The organism is Nocardia sp. NPDC057668, from assembly GCF_042799795.1.
Taxonomy (GTDB): Bacteria; Actinomycetota; Actinomycetes; order Mycobacteriales; family Mycobacteriaceae; genus Nocardia.
Genome location: NZ_JBHVIC010000004.1, coordinates 662822 through 684117, shown reverse-complemented (window position 1 = coordinate 684117; position 21296 = coordinate 662822). Strand labels below are relative to the sequence as shown.

The 21296-nt window shown below is 63.4% G+C and carries 16 protein-coding genes; all 16 read left to right on the top strand.

Going from position 1 to position 21296, the window contains the following annotated elements; genetic code table 11:
* The first annotated feature begins 306 nt into the window (after positions 1 to 306).
* The 16 genes from ACFVBH_RS27180 (at position 307) to ACFVBH_RS27105 (ending at position 21237) form a co-directional block, all read left to right on the top strand.
* Complete coding sequence (locus ACFVBH_RS27180; protein WP_379005743.1) at positions 307 to 1206, top strand: ROK family protein; 900 nt, start codon at positions 307 to 309, stop codon at positions 1204 to 1206.
* Positions 1207 to 1319: 113 nt separating this feature from the next.
* Positions 1320 to 2450, top strand: a complete 1131-nt coding sequence (locus ACFVBH_RS27175; RefSeq protein WP_379005741.1) for a GAF domain-containing protein — start codon at positions 1320 to 1322, stop codon at positions 2448 to 2450.
* 67 nt (positions 2451 to 2517) lie between these two features.
* Entirely contained in the window at positions 2518 to 3519 is a 1002-nt protein-coding gene (locus tag ACFVBH_RS27170; RefSeq protein WP_379005739.1) for a conjugal transfer protein, read from the top strand.
* Positions 3520 to 3533: 14 nt separating this feature from the next.
* Positions 3534 to 3797, top strand: a complete 264-nt coding sequence (locus ACFVBH_RS27165) for a hypothetical protein (RefSeq protein WP_354984838.1) — start codon at positions 3534 to 3536, stop codon at positions 3795 to 3797.
* Positions 3797 to 4315 carry a hypothetical protein gene (locus ACFVBH_RS27160; RefSeq protein ID WP_379005736.1) on the top strand — a complete coding sequence of 173 codons (519 nt, stop codon included), beginning with the start codon at positions 3797 to 3799 and terminating at the stop codon, positions 4313 to 4315. Before ACFVBH_RS27165 ends, ACFVBH_RS27160 begins: the two co-directional genes overlap by 1 nt.
* A 2-nt stretch (positions 4316 to 4317) precedes the next feature.
* Positions 4318 to 6837 carry an ATP-binding protein gene (locus ACFVBH_RS27155; RefSeq protein WP_379005734.1) on the top strand — a complete coding sequence of 840 codons (2520 nt, stop codon included), beginning with the start codon at positions 4318 to 4320 and terminating at the stop codon, positions 6835 to 6837.
* Positions 6838 to 6923: 86 nt separating this feature from the next.
* Positions 6924 to 9182, top strand: coding sequence for a hypothetical protein (locus ACFVBH_RS27150; protein ID WP_379005732.1), 2259 nt, complete (start codon positions 6924 to 6926; stop codon positions 9180 to 9182).
* A 1168-nt stretch (positions 9183 to 10350) separates the two neighbouring features.
* Positions 10351 to 11226: a transglycosylase SLT domain-containing protein gene (locus ACFVBH_RS27145; RefSeq protein ID WP_379005730.1), complete on the top strand. Its 876-nt coding sequence runs from the start codon at positions 10351 to 10353 to the stop codon at positions 11224 to 11226.
* Positions 11227 to 11339: 113 nt separating this feature from the next.
* Complete coding sequence (locus ACFVBH_RS27140; protein WP_379005728.1) at positions 11340 to 13718, top strand: hypothetical protein; 2379 nt, start codon at positions 11340 to 11342, stop codon at positions 13716 to 13718.
* Positions 13719 to 14421: 703 nt separating this feature from the next.
* On the top strand, positions 14422 to 15840 hold the full coding sequence (locus ACFVBH_RS27135) for a hypothetical protein (RefSeq protein WP_379005726.1): 1419 nt from the start codon (positions 14422 to 14424) through the stop codon (positions 15838 to 15840).
* Between the two features lie 20 nt (positions 15841 to 15860).
* Positions 15861 to 17339: a hypothetical protein gene (locus tag ACFVBH_RS27130; protein ID WP_379005724.1), complete on the top strand. Its 1479-nt coding sequence runs from the start codon at positions 15861 to 15863 to the stop codon at positions 17337 to 17339.
* Positions 17336 to 17671 carry a hypothetical protein gene (locus tag ACFVBH_RS27125; protein WP_354984829.1) on the top strand — a complete coding sequence of 112 codons (336 nt, stop codon included), beginning with the start codon at positions 17336 to 17338 and terminating at the stop codon, positions 17669 to 17671. The genes ACFVBH_RS27130 and ACFVBH_RS27125 overlap by 4 nt, the downstream gene beginning before the upstream one ends.
* Before the next feature lie 11 nt (positions 17672 to 17682).
* Positions 17683 to 18396, top strand: a complete 714-nt coding sequence (locus ACFVBH_RS27120; protein WP_379005722.1) for a hypothetical protein — start codon at positions 17683 to 17685, stop codon at positions 18394 to 18396.
* Entirely contained in the window at positions 18389 to 18781 is a 393-nt protein-coding gene (locus tag ACFVBH_RS27115) for a hypothetical protein (protein WP_379005720.1), read from the top strand. Before ACFVBH_RS27120 ends, ACFVBH_RS27115 begins: the two co-directional genes overlap by 8 nt.
* Positions 18782 to 18805: 24 nt before the next feature.
* On the top strand, positions 18806 to 19111 hold the full coding sequence (locus ACFVBH_RS27110; RefSeq protein ID WP_354984826.1) for a hypothetical protein: 306 nt from the start codon (positions 18806 to 18808) through the stop codon (positions 19109 to 19111).
* Between the two features lie 14 nt (positions 19112 to 19125).
* Positions 19126 to 21237 carry a hypothetical protein gene (locus ACFVBH_RS27105; protein ID WP_379005717.1) on the top strand — a complete coding sequence of 704 codons (2112 nt, stop codon included), beginning with the start codon at positions 19126 to 19128 and terminating at the stop codon, positions 21235 to 21237.
* The last annotated feature ends 59 nt before the right edge of the window (positions 21238 to 21296 follow it).

Genomic DNA, 21296 nt, shown 5'->3' with positions numbered 1-21296 from the left:
CAAACTCTCGCAGAGACACTCATATCGCGTGGCGAGGGTCCGCGAGCGATGATCTGGGCCGGAATCGGCTACGACAATGCCGGCAAGATTGTGCTGAACTTGGAACGCTACCGAGGGGTGCCGAGCGAGAGCCGCCGACCTCTGCGGATCATTCGTACCGGCACCGAGCCAACGCGTTCCGAACTCACGTTCGCCGCACCGGCTCGACGGATCGTGCTGGGCCGGCAATCCCCGCTGCGACTGCCGCGGACCGGTACCGATGACTGTTGAAATCCGCTCCGCTCGGCCGCGCGTATGGGCAACCCGATGACGATCCTGGCGCTGGAGATCGGCCCGTCACGCTTCGCGGTCGGGCGCATCAGCGAAACCGAAGGCACGCAACAGATGCGCGTGATCGCGCCGCCGACGCGGGATGTATGGGCCGCTTGCCGTGACCTGCTGATCGAGGTCGCGGGAAACGATCGCGTCACCGCGGTCGGCATCGGCGCTTCCGGACCCATCGACATGGCGGCGGGCATTATCGCCTCTGCTGCCATACCCGAATGGAGAACCGGATTCGCCATCGCCGCCGCGGTACGGGAGGTGTTTCCGCACTGCGTGGTCATGCTCGCACTCGACGGTGCATGTCACGCGATGGCGGAAAGCAATCTCGGTTCCACCCGTGGCGAACTCGATACGCTGACCGTCCACGTCTCGGCCCGTGTCACCGGGGGTCTCACCGTCGGAGGTCTCACCGTCGTCGGGCGTACGGGCAACGCCGGGCACATTGGGCATGTACTGGTCCCGGGCTTCGACGATATCTGCGAATGCGGTGGCCACGGATGCCTGGAAGCGGTGGCCGGCGGAACCGCCATGGTGCGTTGGTCCCGAGCCCGTGGGTGGGGCGGATCGAGTGAATCGGCTCTCATCGACGCGGCGGAGGCCGGTGACCCGACCGCCCTGGCCGCGCTCGAACGCGCTGGGACTGCTCTCGGTCGAGCGATCGTCTCGGTAGCGGCCGTGCTCGATGTCGGCTTGGTCGTGGTGGGTGGAACCGTCGCTGATGCCGGCTCCGCCCTGTGGAGCCCACTGGGCCGGGCGATCTCGGACCGGGCACGCCTGGGGTTCCTCTCCGGGCTTCGAGTGGTTCGTTCCGAACTCGGCGAGGACGCGATTCTGGTTGGCGCCGGCCTCATCGCGGTGGCTGTCAAGGTGAGCAGCCAATAGATGATCACCTGTTGAATGAACCGTCCATTAACGGTACATTTCAAATAGGCTCGCTTCTAGATGTGCAATAGCAGGAGCGTCCGATACGGAGTGAACGCGACGAGAGAAGCACGATGGTGATCCCATGGTTGACACTGGAGACACTGGCCGCGGATATCGTTTCGGTGGCCTCTCTGGGTGACGCCCCCCGTAACTTCGCCAGCTGGTACCGCGTGGTGCAACGTCTGCTCTCGAAAATTCCCGCTTGCTATGACACCCTCACTACCCGCGACATAGCTGACAAAGTACGTGCCACACGGCAGCGCGGCGAGGGGGTCGACCTCACGATCCCCACCAATTCCGGCCGATACCGGCTGTTGACTCGGCCGATCTTCGGGCCGACCGGAGAGGTGCACGCTGTCCGGGTGTGGCTCGGGCCCGCCAACGTCACAGTTCCCACTCCTCAGCCGGCCGTTGGGGTGATCTGGGACCTCGACACCCAGACAATCCTCCAGCCCGACACCGTCACCCAGCTCACCGGGGTCGGAGGGGAGGCCTACGTGCCCACTCTCTCCATCGCCGAGCTTTTTCACCGCGCGACCGTCTTCGACCAACACGCCGAATTGCTGGAGCTGCTCTATGATCCGGATAGTGGTGGCCGACTGCAGTTCGACGCCACCATCCGAGACCGCCGTGGGCGAAACGGCGTATGGCGCATAACTATTCGAACGCGAGTCGACCATCGTGGACGGGGCGCGTGGTGGCTGATCGAAGATGTCACATCCACGGCCTCTGCGCCAGAACGGGCACCGTTGGAGAGTGTCGGACTGCGCGAAGCTCACAGACGTGCCGGCACCCATCTGGCTCTTGTTCAGGTGGAGTGGACCAGCATCGCCCACTGGCTGACTGATCCAGCGCCCTGGGTGCGGTGGGATTATCTCTACAGACCGGTCGATGTCTTTCATCCCGATGACCGCGCACAGCTGATGGAGCTCGGGGACCAGCTGCGGTCCAACGACACTGCCGGTATGACAATCCGCACCCTGAACTACTTCGGGGAATACACAGCCACGCGGTTACTGCTGTATCCCCACCCCGGTTTCCCGCAGCGCAAATCCGCGCTTGCGCAACTTACTTGGGCCGCATGTGATTCGGGGGCAACCACCCGCATATCTCGCCGCAACAACAATCCGTTTGCTCCGGAACAGCCACTCGGTTACGACGCTGAGCTGCGCGAGATAACTACTCGCGACCACGCCAGCTGAACAGGGTTCCCATCTGTGGGAGCACTCACGATCAGGCTATCTCGCAACCTTCCCTAGCATTTCGAAGGTGCGGATCTCAAATCGAAGATCGCTCGACAGCGGCGATCAGCTACTACGCCGGATGGCTGTGCGGCGTCGCCGGGAGAAGGTCGGCCTGACGTTACTGGCGACACTCGCCGTCGTCGGTGGCGGTCACACTATCCTCGATGTGTTCGCCAGCGACCCACCGGCCATCGTGGCCGAGCCTGCCGCGGTCACCGTCGGACAAGCCCAGCTGGTCGGTGCCTTCGCGCAACAGTTCGTCGTGGAATACCTCAATACCGTTGCCGGACAGAAGGATCACCTCGACGCATACGTTCCCGCCGGCCAAGGGATCGACCTTCCCGCCGCCGCGGTCCAGGTTCGGGACCCGATCGTCGTATTCACGTCGCGGGCCGTCACCACCAACGACCTGGACGTATGGGCTGTGACGGTGGCGGTGCGCGCCGGCCGCGCGGGGACAACCGGCGACATCCGGCTGTATTTTCGCGTCGGCGTATCGGCAGCGCAGGGGCAGCTACGCGCGCTCGCTCTGCCGTCGGTGGTCAACCCTCCACAACGCGGCTTCGACCTCGAGTTGGTCTACCGTTCTTCCTGCGCCACGGGAACTCCACTCGGTGACGTCGCGGTGGGGTTCATCACCGCATTCCTCACCGGCACAGGCGATGTGAATCGATACGCGGCGGTCAACTCCGGAATCACGGGACTGCAACCTCCGCCCTTCGCTGCGATCGAATCCACGGGTGTCACAACAGATGACACAACCTGCGGAGACTCCACCGCCACAGCGCGCGTGCTGATAACGGTCAAACCCAAACTCGGCGCAGCCGGCTTTCAACCTCTGAGTTATCCGCTGACCCTGGATCGAACCGCGGGCCAATGGCAGGTGTCCACAATCGACGCGATCCCGGCACTGTCCATGCCACTGGCCGTGGTGGACGCACAGGGGTTCGGAGCCCAACCTCCGAGCGCGACCACCGTGCCCTCACTCACGAGCACCGTGCGGGTCCCGCCTGCCACCCAAAACTAGCGAATGGAAATCCGATGGGCGCCCTAGCCACCTTCCTCACCCGAGCATTGCTGGAGTTTCGCTGGCTGGGGACGATCATCCTGGCCTTCATCGCCGGAGGGGTACTGATCGCTGATGCGGCGAAATCTCGTCTTTCGCCGGGCAAGATGCTCCTGACGGTCGGCTCTGGGCTCTTGGCGGTGGTGTTGTTCTGGACCCTGCCTTCTCTGATCAACTACGTGCGTAGCGATTCCGGCAACATCGTGCCGAATCAGCCTATCGGGAACTACCGCCGCTGATGGCCGCCGTGATCAAGGTCTTCACACCGGTCAAGCGAGTACCGATCATGATCGGCAAGGCACAGAACGGCCAGAAGCTACCGTTCGGGCCCTACACTCTCCCGCAGATAGCAGGCGGTGCAGCCCTGCTGCTGGCGACCTCGTTGTGTGCCTTGACTTTTCCGGTCAACGCGGCGGTCACGTTCATCACCGGTCTCTGTTTCACCGTCGTCGTCGTCTTCGCTCTGGGTCTCGTTCCCTACACCGGGGTTCGACTGATCTCGCGAGCATGGTGGATTGCGCGACTGCTCACCGCACGACGACCCGTATCGGCATCGGGTGTACCGATCACGACCGACTCCAATCCACACATCGTGCTCATCGAGCAGACGGTGGTACTGCTCCTGCCCGACGCCGGCCGTTCGCAACCGAGCACCCCACGCTTCGTGGTTGAAAGCAACGACTCGACGTCCCCCTCCGTGGTAGCGGAAACGCCGTGGCTCGGTGGCGGTCCGACCAGTCCGCAAGATCGGAACTGATCATGTTCGGGCGGGACCTTCAGCCAACAGCGGCCATCCGGGGGAACCTGCAGTTCACCCATGCGGGGCTGGTCACCGCAACCTACTTCATCCGCCCGATGGGTTACGGACTGCGCACCGCCAGCGATAAATTCGACGTACTGGCAGCCCACCATGCTCTGGTGAACCACCTCCCTGCCGGATCACTGCTGCTGGGCATCCAAGCCCGCCTCGATACACTCGAAGCCCTGAGCAAGATGGTCGAAGGCATCGACCTCGATCTGTGCGACGACTACGCTGCCGAGGTCATCGGTTCCTACGAGCGAATCCGGGCGATCGAACCCCGAACCCGAATCCACCTCCTGTCCATCCCCGTGGGATCAGCACACCTGGGTAACTCCGCGGTCACTCGAATCTGGCGTAACGGCAGCACCATCGACCCCGCCGCGATCACTCGCGCCGACCTGGAACGCTACGAGGAAACCGCTACCGCGGTGCTGTCACGCGTCGGCGGTGAATTCGATCCCACTCCTGTTCCCGCGGCATTGTTTCAATGGCTGTGGGAGCACTACCTTGCCCGTGGCGCCGGCGAGGATCCAATCGCTCCCACCCGCGTCGGCGTACTCGACGACGCCACCGCGGCGGTCTTCCGCTCGGCCGCACTGGACGAAGGAGCGAAAGCCGACAATTCCCGGCGCATGCGCCCGTCCTTCGCCCCCGTCGTCAAAGTAATTCAAGAGCAGTCGAGTAGCGCACCCTCGTATCAAACGATGCTCACTCCACGCTCATTTCCATACGCGGGCATGAACTTTCCCGGGGGAAGCGAGTTCCTGAACGTCCTGGAAGGTGTCGAGGGCGTGACGGTCGACTGGGGCATCCGAGTATCGACCACCCCTTCCGAGGCAGTGCTCAGGAACAACGAACTCAGTTTGCGACGACTCGGTGAACAACTGGACCAACGCGACCAGGAAGTCTCGTTCGCGCAGAACACCCTGATGTCGAAAGCTCGCATGCTCGGCGAATACAACCAGCATTTCGAAACCAACGCTGGTGAATCAGAAGTCAGCTTCACCACTGTGATCGCGGTCGGCAGCCCCTCCCGCGAAGCGACTCTGGACGCGGTCAACGTCCTGCGCCGTCGCTACAAGCGATTTCAAATCGAGATGACAGCGCCGGTCGGAGCACAGGTCGATCTTTGGTCGCTGCTGATTCCCGGCAGCCCATCTCGCAGAGCCTTCGAGGACTACGCCCACATCATGCCGTCGGACATGTGGGCAGGGTTCGTGCCCTACACAACCAACCAGATCGGCGACGACTCGGGACCCGTTATCGGCCTGAACCTCATGTCCGGCAACTTCGAACCCATTCACTTCGGCATCATGGAAGCCGCCCTGCACGACCTGTCGGCGTCCTTCGCTGTGACCGGTGAGCTCGGGTCGGGCAAGTCGTACTTCCTGAAACTCATCGCGGTGCTGGTCCACGACATGGGCGGACAGTTTCTGGCCATCGACCGCAGTCAAGTGGGGGAGTGGGCGCACTTCGCGGCCGCGATCGACGACGCGGTGGTCATCGATCTCACGGATCCGACGGTCTCACTCGATCCACTGCGAATGTTCGATCAACGCGTCGCGGGTGAATACACAATGGATTGTGTACTGCCACTGCTGGATATCTCACCTACTTCGGGCGCGGGCACCGCGGCGGCAGGTCTCCTCAGCCCCCGCGGGCTCGCCGAACACCGCGTCGCGAGTCTGCCTGATCTGGTGCGTGCCACACGCGATCTCAGCGGGACCTCGGAGAGCGGTGAGGATTACCGCGAGCTCGCCCTGCGCCTGACCTCTCTGATCGACCGTGTTCCAGTGCTGTTCGATCCCCAATTGCCGCCATTGCGACTGGATGCCGCCGCCACCGTCGTCCGCTCCCATCGGCTAGCCTTGCCCACGGTCGAGGAGCTAACCACACCGCACCTATATCACCGGCTGCCTTTGACCAAGCGGCTCGGTACGGCACTGTACGAGCTCGTCGGAGTGGCCGCCAGAACTGCCTTTCTCAGCGACAACGGACGATTCGGGCTGTTGATCGGTGACGAAGCCCATCACTTCACCCAAACTCAGGTCGGGGCGGCCGTGACCTCCGACTTCAGTCGCGACGGCCGAAAGCACCTTGCCGCCATCGGACTCGCCTCACATGACCCAGCCTCGGACTTTCAGGGCGCTGCCCACAACCTGATCCCCAACCGATTCGTTTTTCGGCAACGCGACGAAACACTTGCCAGAAACAGTCTCGAGTGGCTCGGCATCGACCTCACCAGCATGCCGTTCCTGTTGCAGATCTTGCGAGAAGAAACCTCGCCACCGGTGGGACTCGGGCGGCAAGTACCCGACGAACGCCGCGGTGAGATGTTCATGCGAGACGCACTCAATCGAATCGGACGAGGTAAGGTTCTGGGCCCGGCACGCACTGACCGCGCGCACGCCATCAGCAGTACCCCCACCTCGAACAACAGCACACGGTCACCTCGGCCACGCAGCGTGGTGCCATGATCGTCCTTCGATGCCTCGGCACGCACCTGCGGCGACGTATCCCGAGTACGCGCGCCGTACTGCGGATCCTTGCGTGGACGGTGTGCATGACCGTGATGCCGGCGATCGTGGGTGCGATCGCCACCGCCTCCGGGGATACCCCAGGCTCCTTGCCGACCAACGGTGGAGCGCTGAGTTGGCTTCGCGTCACTGATTCCCGCGGAGTTCGGCTCACCGACTACGAACTCGTCATCGATCACGGCGGGGTCCTGAATCCCGGCGACACGGCACTCGCCGTCGTGATCGACCTGGAATTCATCGGCTACATCGTCATGGTCAGCTTCGCGATCTGGTTGATCGGCTACATCTTCTCTTTCCAATGGCTCGCCTACTTCAGCGACCCACTTCGCGATCTCGGCGACGCGCTCGCCGAACATGTTGGGACACCGCTGCTATTGGCCGTGGCGGTCACCATCGGCGGCCTCATCGTCGCGATGTTCGTCATGACCGGGCACTATGCGAAAGCTGTGACGCAGATCGCCACGATGATCGTGGTAGCGGTCTTCCCGATCTTCATGATCAACCCGGTTGCGGACATACTTGCCCCCGACGGGCTGCTCTCCCAGGGCCGCGACGTCGGCATGGCGGTCGCGGCGGACATCTCCGGCGATCGAAATCCCGATTCGGCCAGCCTTGTTGCCAGCGTCCAGGAGCGTCTCGCCGATGGATTCGGACGGTACCCCGCTCAAGTATGGAACTTCGGCCACATCGTCGACGACAGTCCCGCCTGCGGCTCAGCTTGGTCACAAGGCATGAGCAGCAACGACTCGGATCGACTACGGGACGGACTGCGTGCGTGCGGTGATCTCTCGGCCTACGCGGCGACTACCGACCCGAGCCTCGAACAGGTCGGCGCCGGCGTCCTCCTGCTCATCGCCGCCGCGGTGATCCTGTTCTTCGCGCTCTACCTGTCGACCCTGGTTGTCAGGGCGGTCCTGGATTCGATCTACCACGCGGTCATGGTCTTCTTCGGCTTCGCGGCAGGCGGATTCATCTATGGACCTCCACAATCCATGTTGGTCCGTAACCTGCTCGACGGTGTGATCACCGCCTTGCGGATGGCCGCGTACAGCATTCTGCTGGGCGTTTACGTTCTCTTTCTGGGAGAGATACTCTCGCAAGCGCGGGAACAGGTCATGCCTGTCCTGGTTCTTGCCGCCATCGCGACGGCCGTCGGTGTCCTGCAGCTACGACGAATGAGCGCGGGTATCGATAAAGGGAACCAATGGATCGCGAATTGGGTCGCCTCTGCCCTGCAAAGCGGAACAACCGCGGTCAGCGGCGGCCATTCGTCATCCGGAATGGGGGTCGCCCGTGCCGGCAGCAGCCTCTCGAGTTGGGGGCCGCTGCCGCTGCTAGCTGCCGCCACAGTCGTCAACAGCTCGCCGATCACCGAGCAGTTGTTGCGTCGGCGAGGAGCGTTGAGCCCCAACTCGAGAGTAAAAAACCTTGGTGAATTGAACAACTGGTCAACCTGGGCAGCACTCGGTCCCGACTGGGCCAACACCTATTACGACCGCAGACAGGTAATCAGAGCAGCCGACCGAGCGGTACAAACCCGTCAACACTTCAGCGTCCCGGGCGCACAGCTCGCTGGCCGCCTGGACCTTCCGAGCGCAGCAGGGCTGGGTGGAGCCAACACTGTGCGGGGAGGGGCGGCCGCCATTCACGGCATGCTCTACGACGGTGGAGGCGATATCGGTAAAGCGTGGGCCGCGCTGATCGGGGCACAGTTCACCGACGAAGCAATCATGCAGGACGCGGTCGCCGCGCGCGCCTACGTTCAGCAGCACCACGAGGATGAGCCTCGAGTACACAAGCAACTCGCATACGCGGTCGCCGCGATGCGTGGATACCAGGAATTCGGCACACCGGCCCGGCTTGCCGAGTTGGAGATGTCAATCCTGCGCTACCGCGACAGCTTCGATGACATCGTCCCCACCACCACTCACCAGCAACGCGTCATCGACGACTACTTCGCCGGCCCGAGTACCACCAAACTCGATGCCATCGGAGCGATTTCACGTGGCACCGCCGGGGAGATCAACGGGCTGGGCTACACACCTCGTGACGCTCAAACGATCATGGCGGCGATCGGCACCGAACATGCCAACCGGGTAGTGAACGCGCTCGATGACATGCTTTCCCTGACTCCCGCTCAGCTGAGCACAGACATCGGAGAGCGACAGTTTGCCGAACTGCGCGAAGAACTGGTCATGAGCATGGAATCCGACCTGTGGTCTTCGGGAATCCGCCGCTCGACGGTGAACTCGGCACCACCGTCGCTCGACGAACTGGACCGCTGAGGGAGCCCGCCATGGTGTTTCGCCTGCTGCTGTTGAACCTGCCGGTGCTGGCCCGAACGATCCCGAAATCAGTGTGGATCGCAGCCGTGTGCCTGGTCGTCTGCTGCGGCCCCGCCGGTCTTCTTCTGGGGTTCCTCGGCGTCACGGCCTCACAAAGCGCCGACTTCGCATGTCAATGCGACGCGGCATTGGGTCCTGACACCACGACCACCTGTCAACGCCAGGGTGGCCAGATCCGCTCCAGTCAAATCCCCACCGCAAATCCCTACGCCCAGTTGAGCTTTTCACCCACCGACGACCGCGTGCCCGAACGCGTCAAGGACTGCGCTCAGGCGATGCGAAACGCCCCCTACCAGCTCGGACCCATTGATAGCCCCGCTGTGGGGCCATCCGTCGAATGTGCCAACCGATTGGCTCTCGCACTCACGAGTCCAGCGACGGCGACAGCACGTGCCGCTGACATCGATTCCGTGCAGTGGGCGACCACCCTACGTGACATCATCCACGCTGCCTCGCTAGCGCCTCTACTGGGCTCATGCGAACAAATCTCGAGTCCACACATGCAGGGCAGTTGCGCTGGATCAAGTGCGACAGCGCCGGTTACCTCCCGAAGCTCAATAGCTCTGCCCGCGACAGTGAAGGATCAGGCGCTGTGTGGCCAGATCGTGGACCCGTGCGCCGTCTCCCCGGGAGATTTGGTCTTCTGGGGCTTCGACAACAACCAAGCCACACAGGTCGGGATAGCAGTCCGCGACGATTCGAGACCTGCTCGAAACAACACAGCGTGTGAGTCCTCCCAACCCCCAACAACGCAGGTTGCCGTGATCAGCCTCGAAACCGCCGCTGGAAGTCCGCGGCTGATCGCCATTCCCTCGAGCGACGAGTCCCGCATCAAGCGGGTGCTTCCGTCCGAATAGACCTGCGGCCCATGGCTACCGAGATAACGCCACCGCGGACCGACACCGGACCCGTGGGTGCGAGCTCGTCCCAGAAGCATGCCGAACCACTCAGCAAACACAGCGCACGAACCGCGCCTTCATCCGTTCCCGTTGCCGATCAGCGCACCCTTCCTTCCGCGCACAGCCAATTACTCACGCGCCCTGGTAGAGTCGCCACAGCGGCGAGCGGCCAGGACGCTGCGTCCGCTGCTTTCGCCTCGTCCACACTGATGGCGCTGACGACGATGGCAGGGCAATTCGGAACACGGACCACACCACCGCGCCCGCCCGAGCCGCTGATTCCATACATGACGGCACCTGCGTCGGCGCCGAGTGACGGCGGCCTGACAGCTACCAGCCGCTACCAGACCATCCGCACCGAAACCAGTACTCGTGCCGATGCCCTCGCCGCCTTAGATACCGACATGCTGGACATACTCGGTGCGGAGGGAAGAGACGGCCTACGGGGCAGCAGCGCCATTCAGTCCTTGATCGCCGAAGTCAACGCGGCGGTAACTGCCCTCGGAACGGTAGACGAGTTCCGCTCGGCGAGAACGAACCTCACTCATACCCTGATAGCGGCGCTGGCACGCGCGGAATCTATTCTCGGTCATGCCAGATACTCGGCCTCGATGCGTGCAGCACTGGTGAATTCCCTCGTCGAGCGCTACCTGGAACGAACCGCCCCGCGCCCATCCCGACCGGCCCTGCTGGAGAGCCAGCCCGGAGTGGCGACTCCTCTGCCCGTCGGAACCCAGCGACAATGGATCGACCAAGCACTGCGTGTGCTGGCAGCAAACGGATACGACACCCGATCGATCGATCCAGCGCTCATCGGCGCCATCATCGAACACGAATCCAGTGGAAACCCGCATGCGATCAATCTGTGGGACAGCAACGCAGCGGCCGGCACGCCGTCCAAAGGACTGATGCAGACGATCGACTCCACCTTCGCCGCACACGCGCTACCGGGGCATACCGATATCTGGAACCCGGTAGACAACATCATTGCCGGTGTGCGCTACTCCATCGACAGGTACGGTTCGGTCGACAACGTCCCCGGCATCGCGGCCCTGCGTTCAGGCGGCCGCTACGTCGGTTACTGACCAATCAGAGACAAACGTTGCTTGAACACTCCGCAACAACATCACTCCGCGGATTGCCAGTGGTGGGGATAACCCCGTTGGGCGGTGAGGCAGGTCATACCCATACTGCGTGAATGACGGAGGAACGATGTATTCGGTTCGGACCAAACGGTTTTGAACTCTGGACACATCAGAGCTCGCTGACACATTTCCTGACCCTTCAGATTCGCCGCCTGAGTGCCCATCTCGCCGGCCACCGCGCACTGCGCCGCTCGGTCACATTGATGGCCATCCTCCTCACCCTCATCGTCCTGCCTGCGATTGTCGGTGCAGTCGCCATGGCAAGCGGAGGTAACGGGACGTCGGACAGCTCGACCATCGATGCCCTCAGTTGGACCAACATTCGTGACAAACGCGGAGTGGCGCTCTCGGACTACGCGTTCATCACCAACAACGGCAGCGTCATACGACCGGATCACACGATCGTGTCGTTGCTGTTGAAGCTCGAGTGCACCGGATACCTGATCATCGTTATCCTCGCCATCTGGCTGATCGGCTACACGCTGAGCTTCGAATGGATGGACGCCGTCGCGGGCCTGCTGACCGCCGCAGCCCAGAACTTCGCGCTGAACATCGCCACCACCGAGGTTCGGGCACTCGGGGTTTGCATCGGAGGCTTCGTCGTCGCCATAGCGCTGACCCGCGGATTCATGGGCCGGGCAACAACGCAGACACTAACCATCATGGCCAACGCGGCCCTCGGCGTGTTGGTGCTGCCCAATCCGCTCGGTGAGACGTTCTCGTCTCACGGACTACTGGCTCAAGCCCGCAACCTCGCACTCGCTGTATCGGCGGGCCTGCACGGTAGCTCCGGTCAGAGCACCTCCGCGATGATCCCCGCGCTGCAAACAGAACTCGCGGACGCCTTCGCGAGCCGACCGCTGAAGATGTGGAACTTTGGCCATCCGATACCTGACGACAGTCCGTGCGGCATCGCATGGTCCGCCGGCATCAGAACCGGATCGAGCGACGCGGTCAAGGACAACCTGCGACGGTGTGGTGACCTCTCCGCTGTCGCGCAGGCTGACTCTCCCAGTGTCGCTCAGATCGGTACAGGTGCGTTGCTGATCGTCACCTCGACGCTCCTGCTCGCGATGGCGGTCTACATGGCAGCCAAGGTAGTCGGCGCGGCCCTGGACACCGTCTACCACGCATTCAAGATCATCTTTGCTCTCGCGTTCGGTGGCTATATCCCCGGGCCAACCCAGACGACCCTCATACACGGGTTCGTGGGCGGATTGGTCGCCGCCGGGAAGATGGCGGCGTTCACGCTCGGAGTCAGCATCTATACATTTATTCTGATAGGAATTTTCGATAACGCACGTGGGCATGAGATGAAAGCATCCTTCTTGGCGAGCATCGTTGTTATGGGCGCGTTGTCGCAGGCTCGGCGGGTGAATGCGGCACTGGATCGCAGCAACGACGAAATTACCAGGCGGATAGCAGCCATGGTATCGCATTCCGGTGGTCACTCCGGAATGATCCCATCATCCAGTGGTACCGCTTCGGTGTCATCGATGATGCGATGGACAGCCGCGATGACCGCCATGAACGCGTTCAACAACAACCCCGCAGCTGCATGGATGCTGGGGCGGCGCCTCGGTCCCTTGAACCCGCGCTCCGGAATCAGACAAGCCGCTGAGAACAACGCTATGCGACTATCCGCATCGGGTCAGGTGCTCGAGTCGTACGCCGAGCAGGCCGCGGTCCGCAGAATTCTAGACCTTCGCATGCTCGAAAAGGCAAATGACAATGGCGGCATGGCCAGTGACATCGGCCGCGCATTCGCGTGGGACACGCTCGGCGATCACGAGGCCGATTACAAAGGTAAAATCGGTGCTATGGTGCGCGCCGGAGTACCTGACTCTGTGATTTCCAGAATAGCCACGGTCGCGGCGGTTACCCGAGCGACCACCGACTCCAACCCGTTCGAGTTCCGGCCCAGAGTCGTCGCTCAAGCCGCACTATCCGCAGCGTCCGAGAATAGTCGACGAACCGGACCATGGGCGGGGCAGTTCAGAGGCTGGGCTGTAGTGACGGCAGATAACTTCGCGAACAATGTTCCTGATCCGGCCATTGGAAGCATGACCGATCAACGCCTACTGAACAAAGCAAGGAATGCGTGGACATCGGGAATAATGCTGGACGAAGCACTCGAGCCGAGGGAGTGGGAGAATGCTTCGATCGACACGCTCAAGAATATGGGAAAAGAGCTGTCGGTTGAGTATAGAGAACGTGTTCGCGCTTGGGCTGAGTCGTCCGAAGAAAATGCGCGCAGAGGCATAAACGATGACCCGGAAGACCGCAGAATGCTCGCCGACGCCTTGCATATGTTGGACCAAAGTCGTGTATTCGAGAATGTCACGGACGAACTCCCCAACGATCCATGGCCTGGGTCGCGCGTCGGAGTGAAACCAGCCGTGCCGCTCTTGGAGACAGGGCCTGTTCCTTAAGTAACGACGACGGGCCCCGTTTGTGTCATACAGACTTCCCAATGTTGGGAACGCTCCACAATTGAACCGTCGCTGACGGCGTTGGTTGGAAAGGGGCCATGATGGGCATTTGGGCGGAGGCAGGTGCGTTCGCACTGCAGGCCGGTGTGCCTGCGGTCGCGACAATGCTCCTCGGGCCTGCGGGCGGAATAGTCGGCGGCTCGCTCGTGAACTTGGGAGTCCAATGGGCGGAAGGCAACCTCAGTAGCTGGGATGATGTCGGATGGGCTACGTTGGGTGGCGCGGCCGGCGGGCTTTCCGGCTGGGGTCTCGGCGGGGCTCTGGCTCGAAGACTCGGGACCAAAACAGCAGAAAGCGCAGTTCGCGCACTGGCTAAGAATAAACTAGTATTTCGCATTACGGGGGCTGATGCCGTAACAACCGGTAGAGGTATCGGTTATGGTGTCGGAAATTATGCGACGCAGATGTTTCGAAACACGCAAGAACCCGTACCGCCGAGGGATCCTGTCAAAGGTGACTGGGTTGGTAAGCCGCCTCGCGAAATCGAAGGCGAGCGGCCCTATGTGCCTCCGCCTGGAGAGACGGGCGCATTCTTCCTGCCACGCGGAATGGACTCGAGGTTCGTCAGTAATTGGTTTACTAATGATCCCAAAGCTGCCCTTCACGCGATATCCAACACGTAGGTGTACTCGTGTCGCCACCTATGAATGCTTCGACCAAGCCTTCGGGGTCGAAAACTCTCACCGAATGGATCTTCGAAACCCGGATGTCCTTCGGCAGGCCGCCTGGGGCGGAGCTTGTACTCTCGCGCCTTTCTGCACTGCAACCCAGGCTCGTCGCGTCCGACATCGACATTCCGCGTTACAAAAAACTCGTCGACGATCTCAATGCGGCAGCCGATCGATTCATCGGTTTCGACCGAGGAGTCGAAGCGACAATCGCAGTGACAGAATCAACCAACGTTGTGGGCATCGAAAACTTGAGCCGCCTTGTCACCGAAATGAACGACGGTGCGCAGGCTGCATATGACCAAAGCGCATTCGTCGCCACCGTACTCGGGTCATTCGACAAAGTCGGAACGATCCTGGCCGATGCGACGGGGACTCATCAGAACACGGCGAATGATGTCGATGGCCTCACAAAAGAGCTGGAGGCGGAGAAGCGTGCTCGTGCGCAAGCCGAGCAGGCCCTCGAGGACCTCGAAGCGCTGGGTACAGCTGACGACAAGAACCCTCCACCGCCCGACCCGGACCGGCCCGACCGGCCCGACCAAGACCGTCCGAGCCAACCGGACCAGCCGCAAACTCCGGCACCCCCTGATTCTCCGTACAGCCCCGCTGATACGGGCGGTGGCTTCGGCGGAATGGACGGACTGATGTCCATGCTCCCACTGCTGATGCAGCAGGGCGCGATGCAGCGGGACTACGACCGCGACCTATCCGACCGACGCGACCGCCTGACGCCCACGGAACCCGAGCGACCCCGCGAACCCGAACCCGCCGCAGCTCCCGCACCGACGGTGTCCACGGGCACACCCTGGTCACCCGGCTCCGCGCCCGCGGGCCCGGCCGCCACCAGCACGGCACCCGTGACCACCACCTCGGCCGCCAACGCAGCCACACAACCTGGCGCGCCAGTCCCCAATGCCGACGGAAAGGTCCTGCACACCTTCCGAGACTCGCGCACCGCGTGGGTCTCGCCAACCGTCGATATAGCTTTGACCGCGGCCGAGTCCAATAATGCCGGCACCAGCGCCCAAGCGGCCTACGCCAACACCCCTGCCAAGTGGGAGCGTCCCGAGCAGGGTAGAACTGAGCGCCCCGGTCGACCCGTCGACCCCTACGAACTCGTCACCGGCGACGTCGCCACCTGGACCGGCCGTAGCGCCATCGTGGTGCTGTTCGACACCGACGGAGACGGTTCGCTCTGGATCATCGCCGACGGCGCCCTGACGCCATTCGACGCGGTAATGCAGGACAGCGACGGGGATTTCGGCGATTTCGCGGGCTTCGCACACCCCAACGCGATCGACGCGGTCGCCTCCCAACCCGGCAACGCCGCAGGCGCCGCGCCGAGCGACCCGCTCGCCCCCGTTTCCGGACCCGCTGTGATGTCAGCCTGACCCCCCAACCCTCCCGCACCGTGCCGAGATCGAAAGCGAGCGAGACAATGCCACTTCAAGTTGAACCACACATTCTCGCGACCATCGCTGCCGAGCTCTCCCGGACCGCGCACGAGACCGCGGGCGCGGTGCCGCGAGGGTGGCTCACGCCCGCAGGCGCCGACACGGGCTCGACCGCGGCCAAGAGAACGAGCGATCGAACCTTGCTCGCATTGCGCACCGCATTGGCATTCGCGCTCAACAAAACTCAGCGCACCGCATACGACATCGGAACGGCCGCAACGCAGTACAGCACCACCGACGATGACGCTGGTCGCGCCCTCAACGGCAACGGCGCGCCCATCATCGTCAATCCCGTTGCTGATCAACCGATAATACTTTCGCAGGAGCCCCCCGCCGCATCACAGGCTGCCGGGCCGGTCGATCCTGTGACCTTCGCGCGTCAGCTCCACACGGGCCCCGGCACGCACGCGTCTCGCCAGCTGGCACAGGACATCACCACCTACCTGCAGGGTCCGCACAGGCAGGCGATAACGGCGCTGGCACACGCGGCAGACCAACTCGAGGACTGGATTCCCGTCGGCGCCGCGGCTGCGACGAATATTCGCAGCCACCGCCAACAGCTGGACGAGGTCGCCACCGGCCTCGCGGGTGTGTCCCGGAACATTCTCGACTACGCCGCGGCGTTCGACTCAACCCTAGCCAAGCATCCCACGCCGCGGGAATTGTCCCAGGCTCGGCAAGACCTCATCACCGCTCTCAAATCCGGTGACGACATCGCGATCCAACAGGCACTGACGAAGTACGAACAGCTCAAAGCACGCTCGCACGAGACCGCCCGCGACTACTTCGCCGAAATCGCTCGATCCGCACCTGCTGACGAGGACACCCAGACTCCGCCGGGTGGTGGCCAACAGCAGAACTCCGGAGGCATGAGCGGGCTCGAAAGCATGCTGCCGATGCTACTGAGCACCATGGCCTCCGACGCCTTCTCTCCTACAGCCGATGACGCCCCCATCTCCGAGGACGACCTCTACGTTCCGGAGGACTACTACCCCGACGAATACCTTCCCTCCGCGCCCTACCCCGGCTACGGTTCGCCGGGCGGACCCGTTCCGACCGACCCTTCGCTCACCGGCGCGCCGTTGCCCTCGCCCAGCATCGTCGGCCCCATGCCCCTGGTCGCCGCCCCGGCCGGCTCGGGAAATGTGGCACCGCGCGCGCCGGTGATCGACGCCTACGGCGCCCCCGCGAACACCACAGCGGCTTCGAACAGGGCCGGATCCGGCTACATGCCCTACATGCCGATGGCGCCGGGCGGTGCGCCAGGCGGCAACGGCAACGACCGCGGCCGCGTGGTTGCGTGGCATCCCGATCGGCTGATGTACGTCGACGACACCCCGCACACGGACCCGGTCATCGGAGAGAAACCGGCCATTGTCCCCGCCGTGACGCCACCGACGGCGGCCGCTCCCGCTCACCATGGAGGAACACTATGAGCAACATCCACCCCGACGTGCAAGCCGCCCTCGACATGGCTCGCGACCTGCGGCACCGCATCGCGGACCTGCGCGACCGCATCGACGGCATAAGAGCCAGACGACCCTCACCCAGCGGCGCGGTAATCCCCGAAGTCGACGCACTGGGCAGACTGACCAACCTCTACCTCGCGCCCGGCACCACCGAGCGATTCACCAGCGCCGCACTGACCACCGAGATCATGGCCGCGATCACCGAAAGCACCGCCGATGCCGCACGCCAACACCACGCGATCATGAGCGAGGCCGTTACCACCGAGACACCCTCCGAATCCGTCGGCGCCTCGGCATGACGGTAACGACCGTGGACACCATGCGCTGGTTGCACGAAGAAGGACTCATCCGCCTCGCCGCTGTCGGCGACCGCTTGCACGATCCCATCAGCGCCTACACGATCGCCATCGCAGACGGCACCGTCACCGCCCACCCCGCGAGCGGCAACGGACTCGGTGCCAACCCGATCACGATGGCAGCGGATGATCTCCCACCCCCCGCAGGCACACGCAAGCGCCTGCTGATCGCGGGTATCACCAGCAACGAAAGCATGCTGATCATCAATCTCGCTGCGACGCATACTATTTCAATCATCGGTGAGAACGAACGCGCCGTTGCGCGGTCCTGGATCCTGCAACTGCTCCTCGACCCAGACTGTACGGTTACCACCAACAACGAAGCCCTGACTGTACCCACGGAACCGCGATGCCGACTTGCGTTCATCCCCGGAGCCGGCACCGCGGTGTTCACCGCTGATGACCGCCGTCCCCCGCCGACGACGGTCACCCTGGGTTCGACGGAAACGCTGCCCGACCGCCTCGAGATCTCGACCGGCGGCAGCGGCGGCATGTATATGAGCGCTCGATATTGGCCCTTGCGCACGATCCATCGTATCCGCGACCAGTCGTGGACAGCGCTTTCCGCCAAGATCACCTCCGAATCCCCGCTGTCCACCCCGGCAACGCACTCACCCAACCTCGATCGCGCGACCAGCGCTCATACCGTCGGGAGTTCCCGTGACTGACGCGACCAACCACACGCCGCAATCCGACTCGGGCACAACAGATTTGCCGGAGCTCAACAACGCCGAGCCACTCGCCGATGGTTCCGCCGAATCGCCGGTGACCTTTGAGGTCTTCAATCCCGACGAGTCTGTCGGAGCCGCCTGCAACCGTGACGGGGAAATCATCGGACTGCACATCAACGATGACGCGCGCGACAACGGAGAGATTTGGCTAGCGCGCGAAATACTGCGAGTCGCGCACCTGGCCAACCTCAAATCACGAGTCGGATTGCGTTCGGAAATGGAGGCGAACGGCGTACTCGGACACACCATCGACGCGTTCGGCCTCCCCACCCAGGCGGCGTACACGGCCGCCGAACAAGACGAATTCCGAGACAGGGCCTGACCTTTCGGCGCCAGGAGCACAGTCATGCTGGATATCGGCTCACCGATAGACATCGCCGCCGCCGCGGAGCGATTTCTCGCTGCCATATCGACGGCGACCGACACGGTCATCTCCACCGCCGAGCGGTTGACCCCGGACCACACGACCGGCAGTTCACTCGACAGCCGCATCGTCCACGATCTGGCCCTGCTCCGAGCGGCTCTGCTGGACGCGGCCCAACAACTCCGAGAAAGTACCTACTCGGTCACCCGTACCGCCGAGGACATGGCAGCGGAACTGGCTTGGGCCGACCATGATTGCGCGCATGCCGTCGGAAACGCCGGCCGGTGACTCAACCATCACCCGTGGGGCCGACGCACGAATGGCATGCGATCGTCGCCGATGACTGGCCCATGATCGCCCCAGCTCGATGGAGAGAACTCGCGGACGCTGCCCGCGCCGGTGCGGTCCAGCTCGACAGCGCGGCAGCCGTCCGCGCGAGTCGTGAACTCGACCAGCTCATCGGCTCGAGCCAGGGACTCGGCAACGTCACCGATGTGCTCCGCCAGCACAGCCTCTTACCGGAAGCCTTCGCCCGGACCCTGCTCGCCGCCGCGGACACCCTCGACGCACTCGCGGGACACGTCGAACGTACCCGTCACAAGATCCTCGACATCGTCGACGGCTATCGAGCCGCGGCGGCGCGAGAGCCCGCCGGCGAACACCCGTCGGACGAGCACGTCGCCGCGCTGACCGAACACGCTCGTGCCGACGTCCAGGACCTCGTCAAGGCGGCAATCGAGCAGATCGGCCCGACGAACCTGTTCGACCTCACTCAACTCGTCCGAGACCCGATCCGTTCCGTACAGCTCGATGCCGCCGACACTCCGACGGGACCCACACAGCTGTCGGAGGCGGAGATCGCTCTCCTGCAGCACGAGCGGTCGACCGGCCCACCGCCGCTTCCAGCATCCACCTCAGATTCGCAGGTACAGGTGGGCCCGACTGTCCGACCATGGGGTGCGTCCGACGTGAACACTCTGTACGCGACTTCCCTACATGCTTCGGCCGATTCCATCGTGACAGGCGGCCAGGATGCTCACGCGGAGCCGCCGACGCGACCGGAGCACATCGCTGCGGACGCTGCGGCGTTCGCGCCATCTCGGCAGGTGCGCGATGAGAACCAGGTGCTGTCGGTACCCGAGAGAACCTCCGAAGTAACGCCGCGGGACAGCGCCACTGTCACGCCGATGCTCGCGAGCCTGGCGGCAATCACCGGACGTCCCTTGATCCACCTCGACGGTGCCGCACAGCCGGTGACGCTGCAGCGTTCCGAGCTGAAAACGCCAGCGATCAGATCAACAGAAGCAGCGAAAACTACTGAAAAACAACGTATCTCACAGAACAAGGCAGGCTCGTCCGCGTCGGAGTCTTCTCGTTCCCGCGCGGGACTTGTCTCAGCCAGGCCTCCCCAATCCCCCGCCAGATCACACGAGAGCGATCGTGCCGGTGATGCGGTGCTGAACTCCGCATTCGCCGCGGCACTCGCGGCTGCGGCCGCACCCGCGCACAACCTCGGCCCTGCGGTGGACACCGATCTCGTCCTCGCTCGAACGCTCGTGGCCAGCATCGCAGCAGCCATGCCTTCGACACCTGGGCTTGCCTGCGCAATCGCCGTCCTGCAGCACGGTAGACGCGTGAGTGTCTTTCTGACCACCAACGAAGGACAAGGCTGGATTCCCGGCGGGTTCTACCTGCCAGAGCACCTGGGCAGTCCATGGAACTGGAACGAAGCCGACCCAGGCTGGACCAGCTTCGCCGACCCGGCACAGATTCTCGCCGACTTCGCGAGCCGCTGGAGCCCACGCCACGGTGCCACGATGTCCGCGATCGCCTCGACACATCCCATCGATCTCGACCTTCGCACGGACGTGACAGCAGCGTCCTTCGCCGAGTCCGTCCGGCCCGAACCCATCCTCGACCTCACCCGGTCGGCGCCCGGCCTACTGGACCGCTTCGCGTTCGCCGGCAACCGAGAACCACACGTCCTGCCTCGTTTCGACCGCGCGCAACTGCACCGGGACCGCCTGGGCCTTGTCGCACGATGCCTCACCGCGGCAGCGATGCCCTCCTCCCACACGAGGACCGGCCTCGACGAGCTGAGTCAGCTGCGCACCACGATCGTCGCAGCCCTGCGAGGAGCGCGCCCGGTCCCGGACCGATGGTGGGAGAGTCTGTACGCCGGATACGGCCTGCTCGGTGCAGACCTGATCACCCAGCGCCTACACGCCCGGCGAAACCGCGACGCGCGCTACACCCCCGACCGGCATATCCAGGAGTTACTCCTGAACCGACGACGCACTGAGCTTGTTCTATTGCTACGCAATGAGCCCACATTGCGGAATCGCCGCGAGCTGCAGTACGCGTACGCCCACTGCCGCACAGAATCGACGACACCACGTGGCGGTGTGAAGTAGCGTCGTCGGATGCGACAATAGCCGCCCTCGACCGGAATGCGAGATCCCGGCAGAGGGTG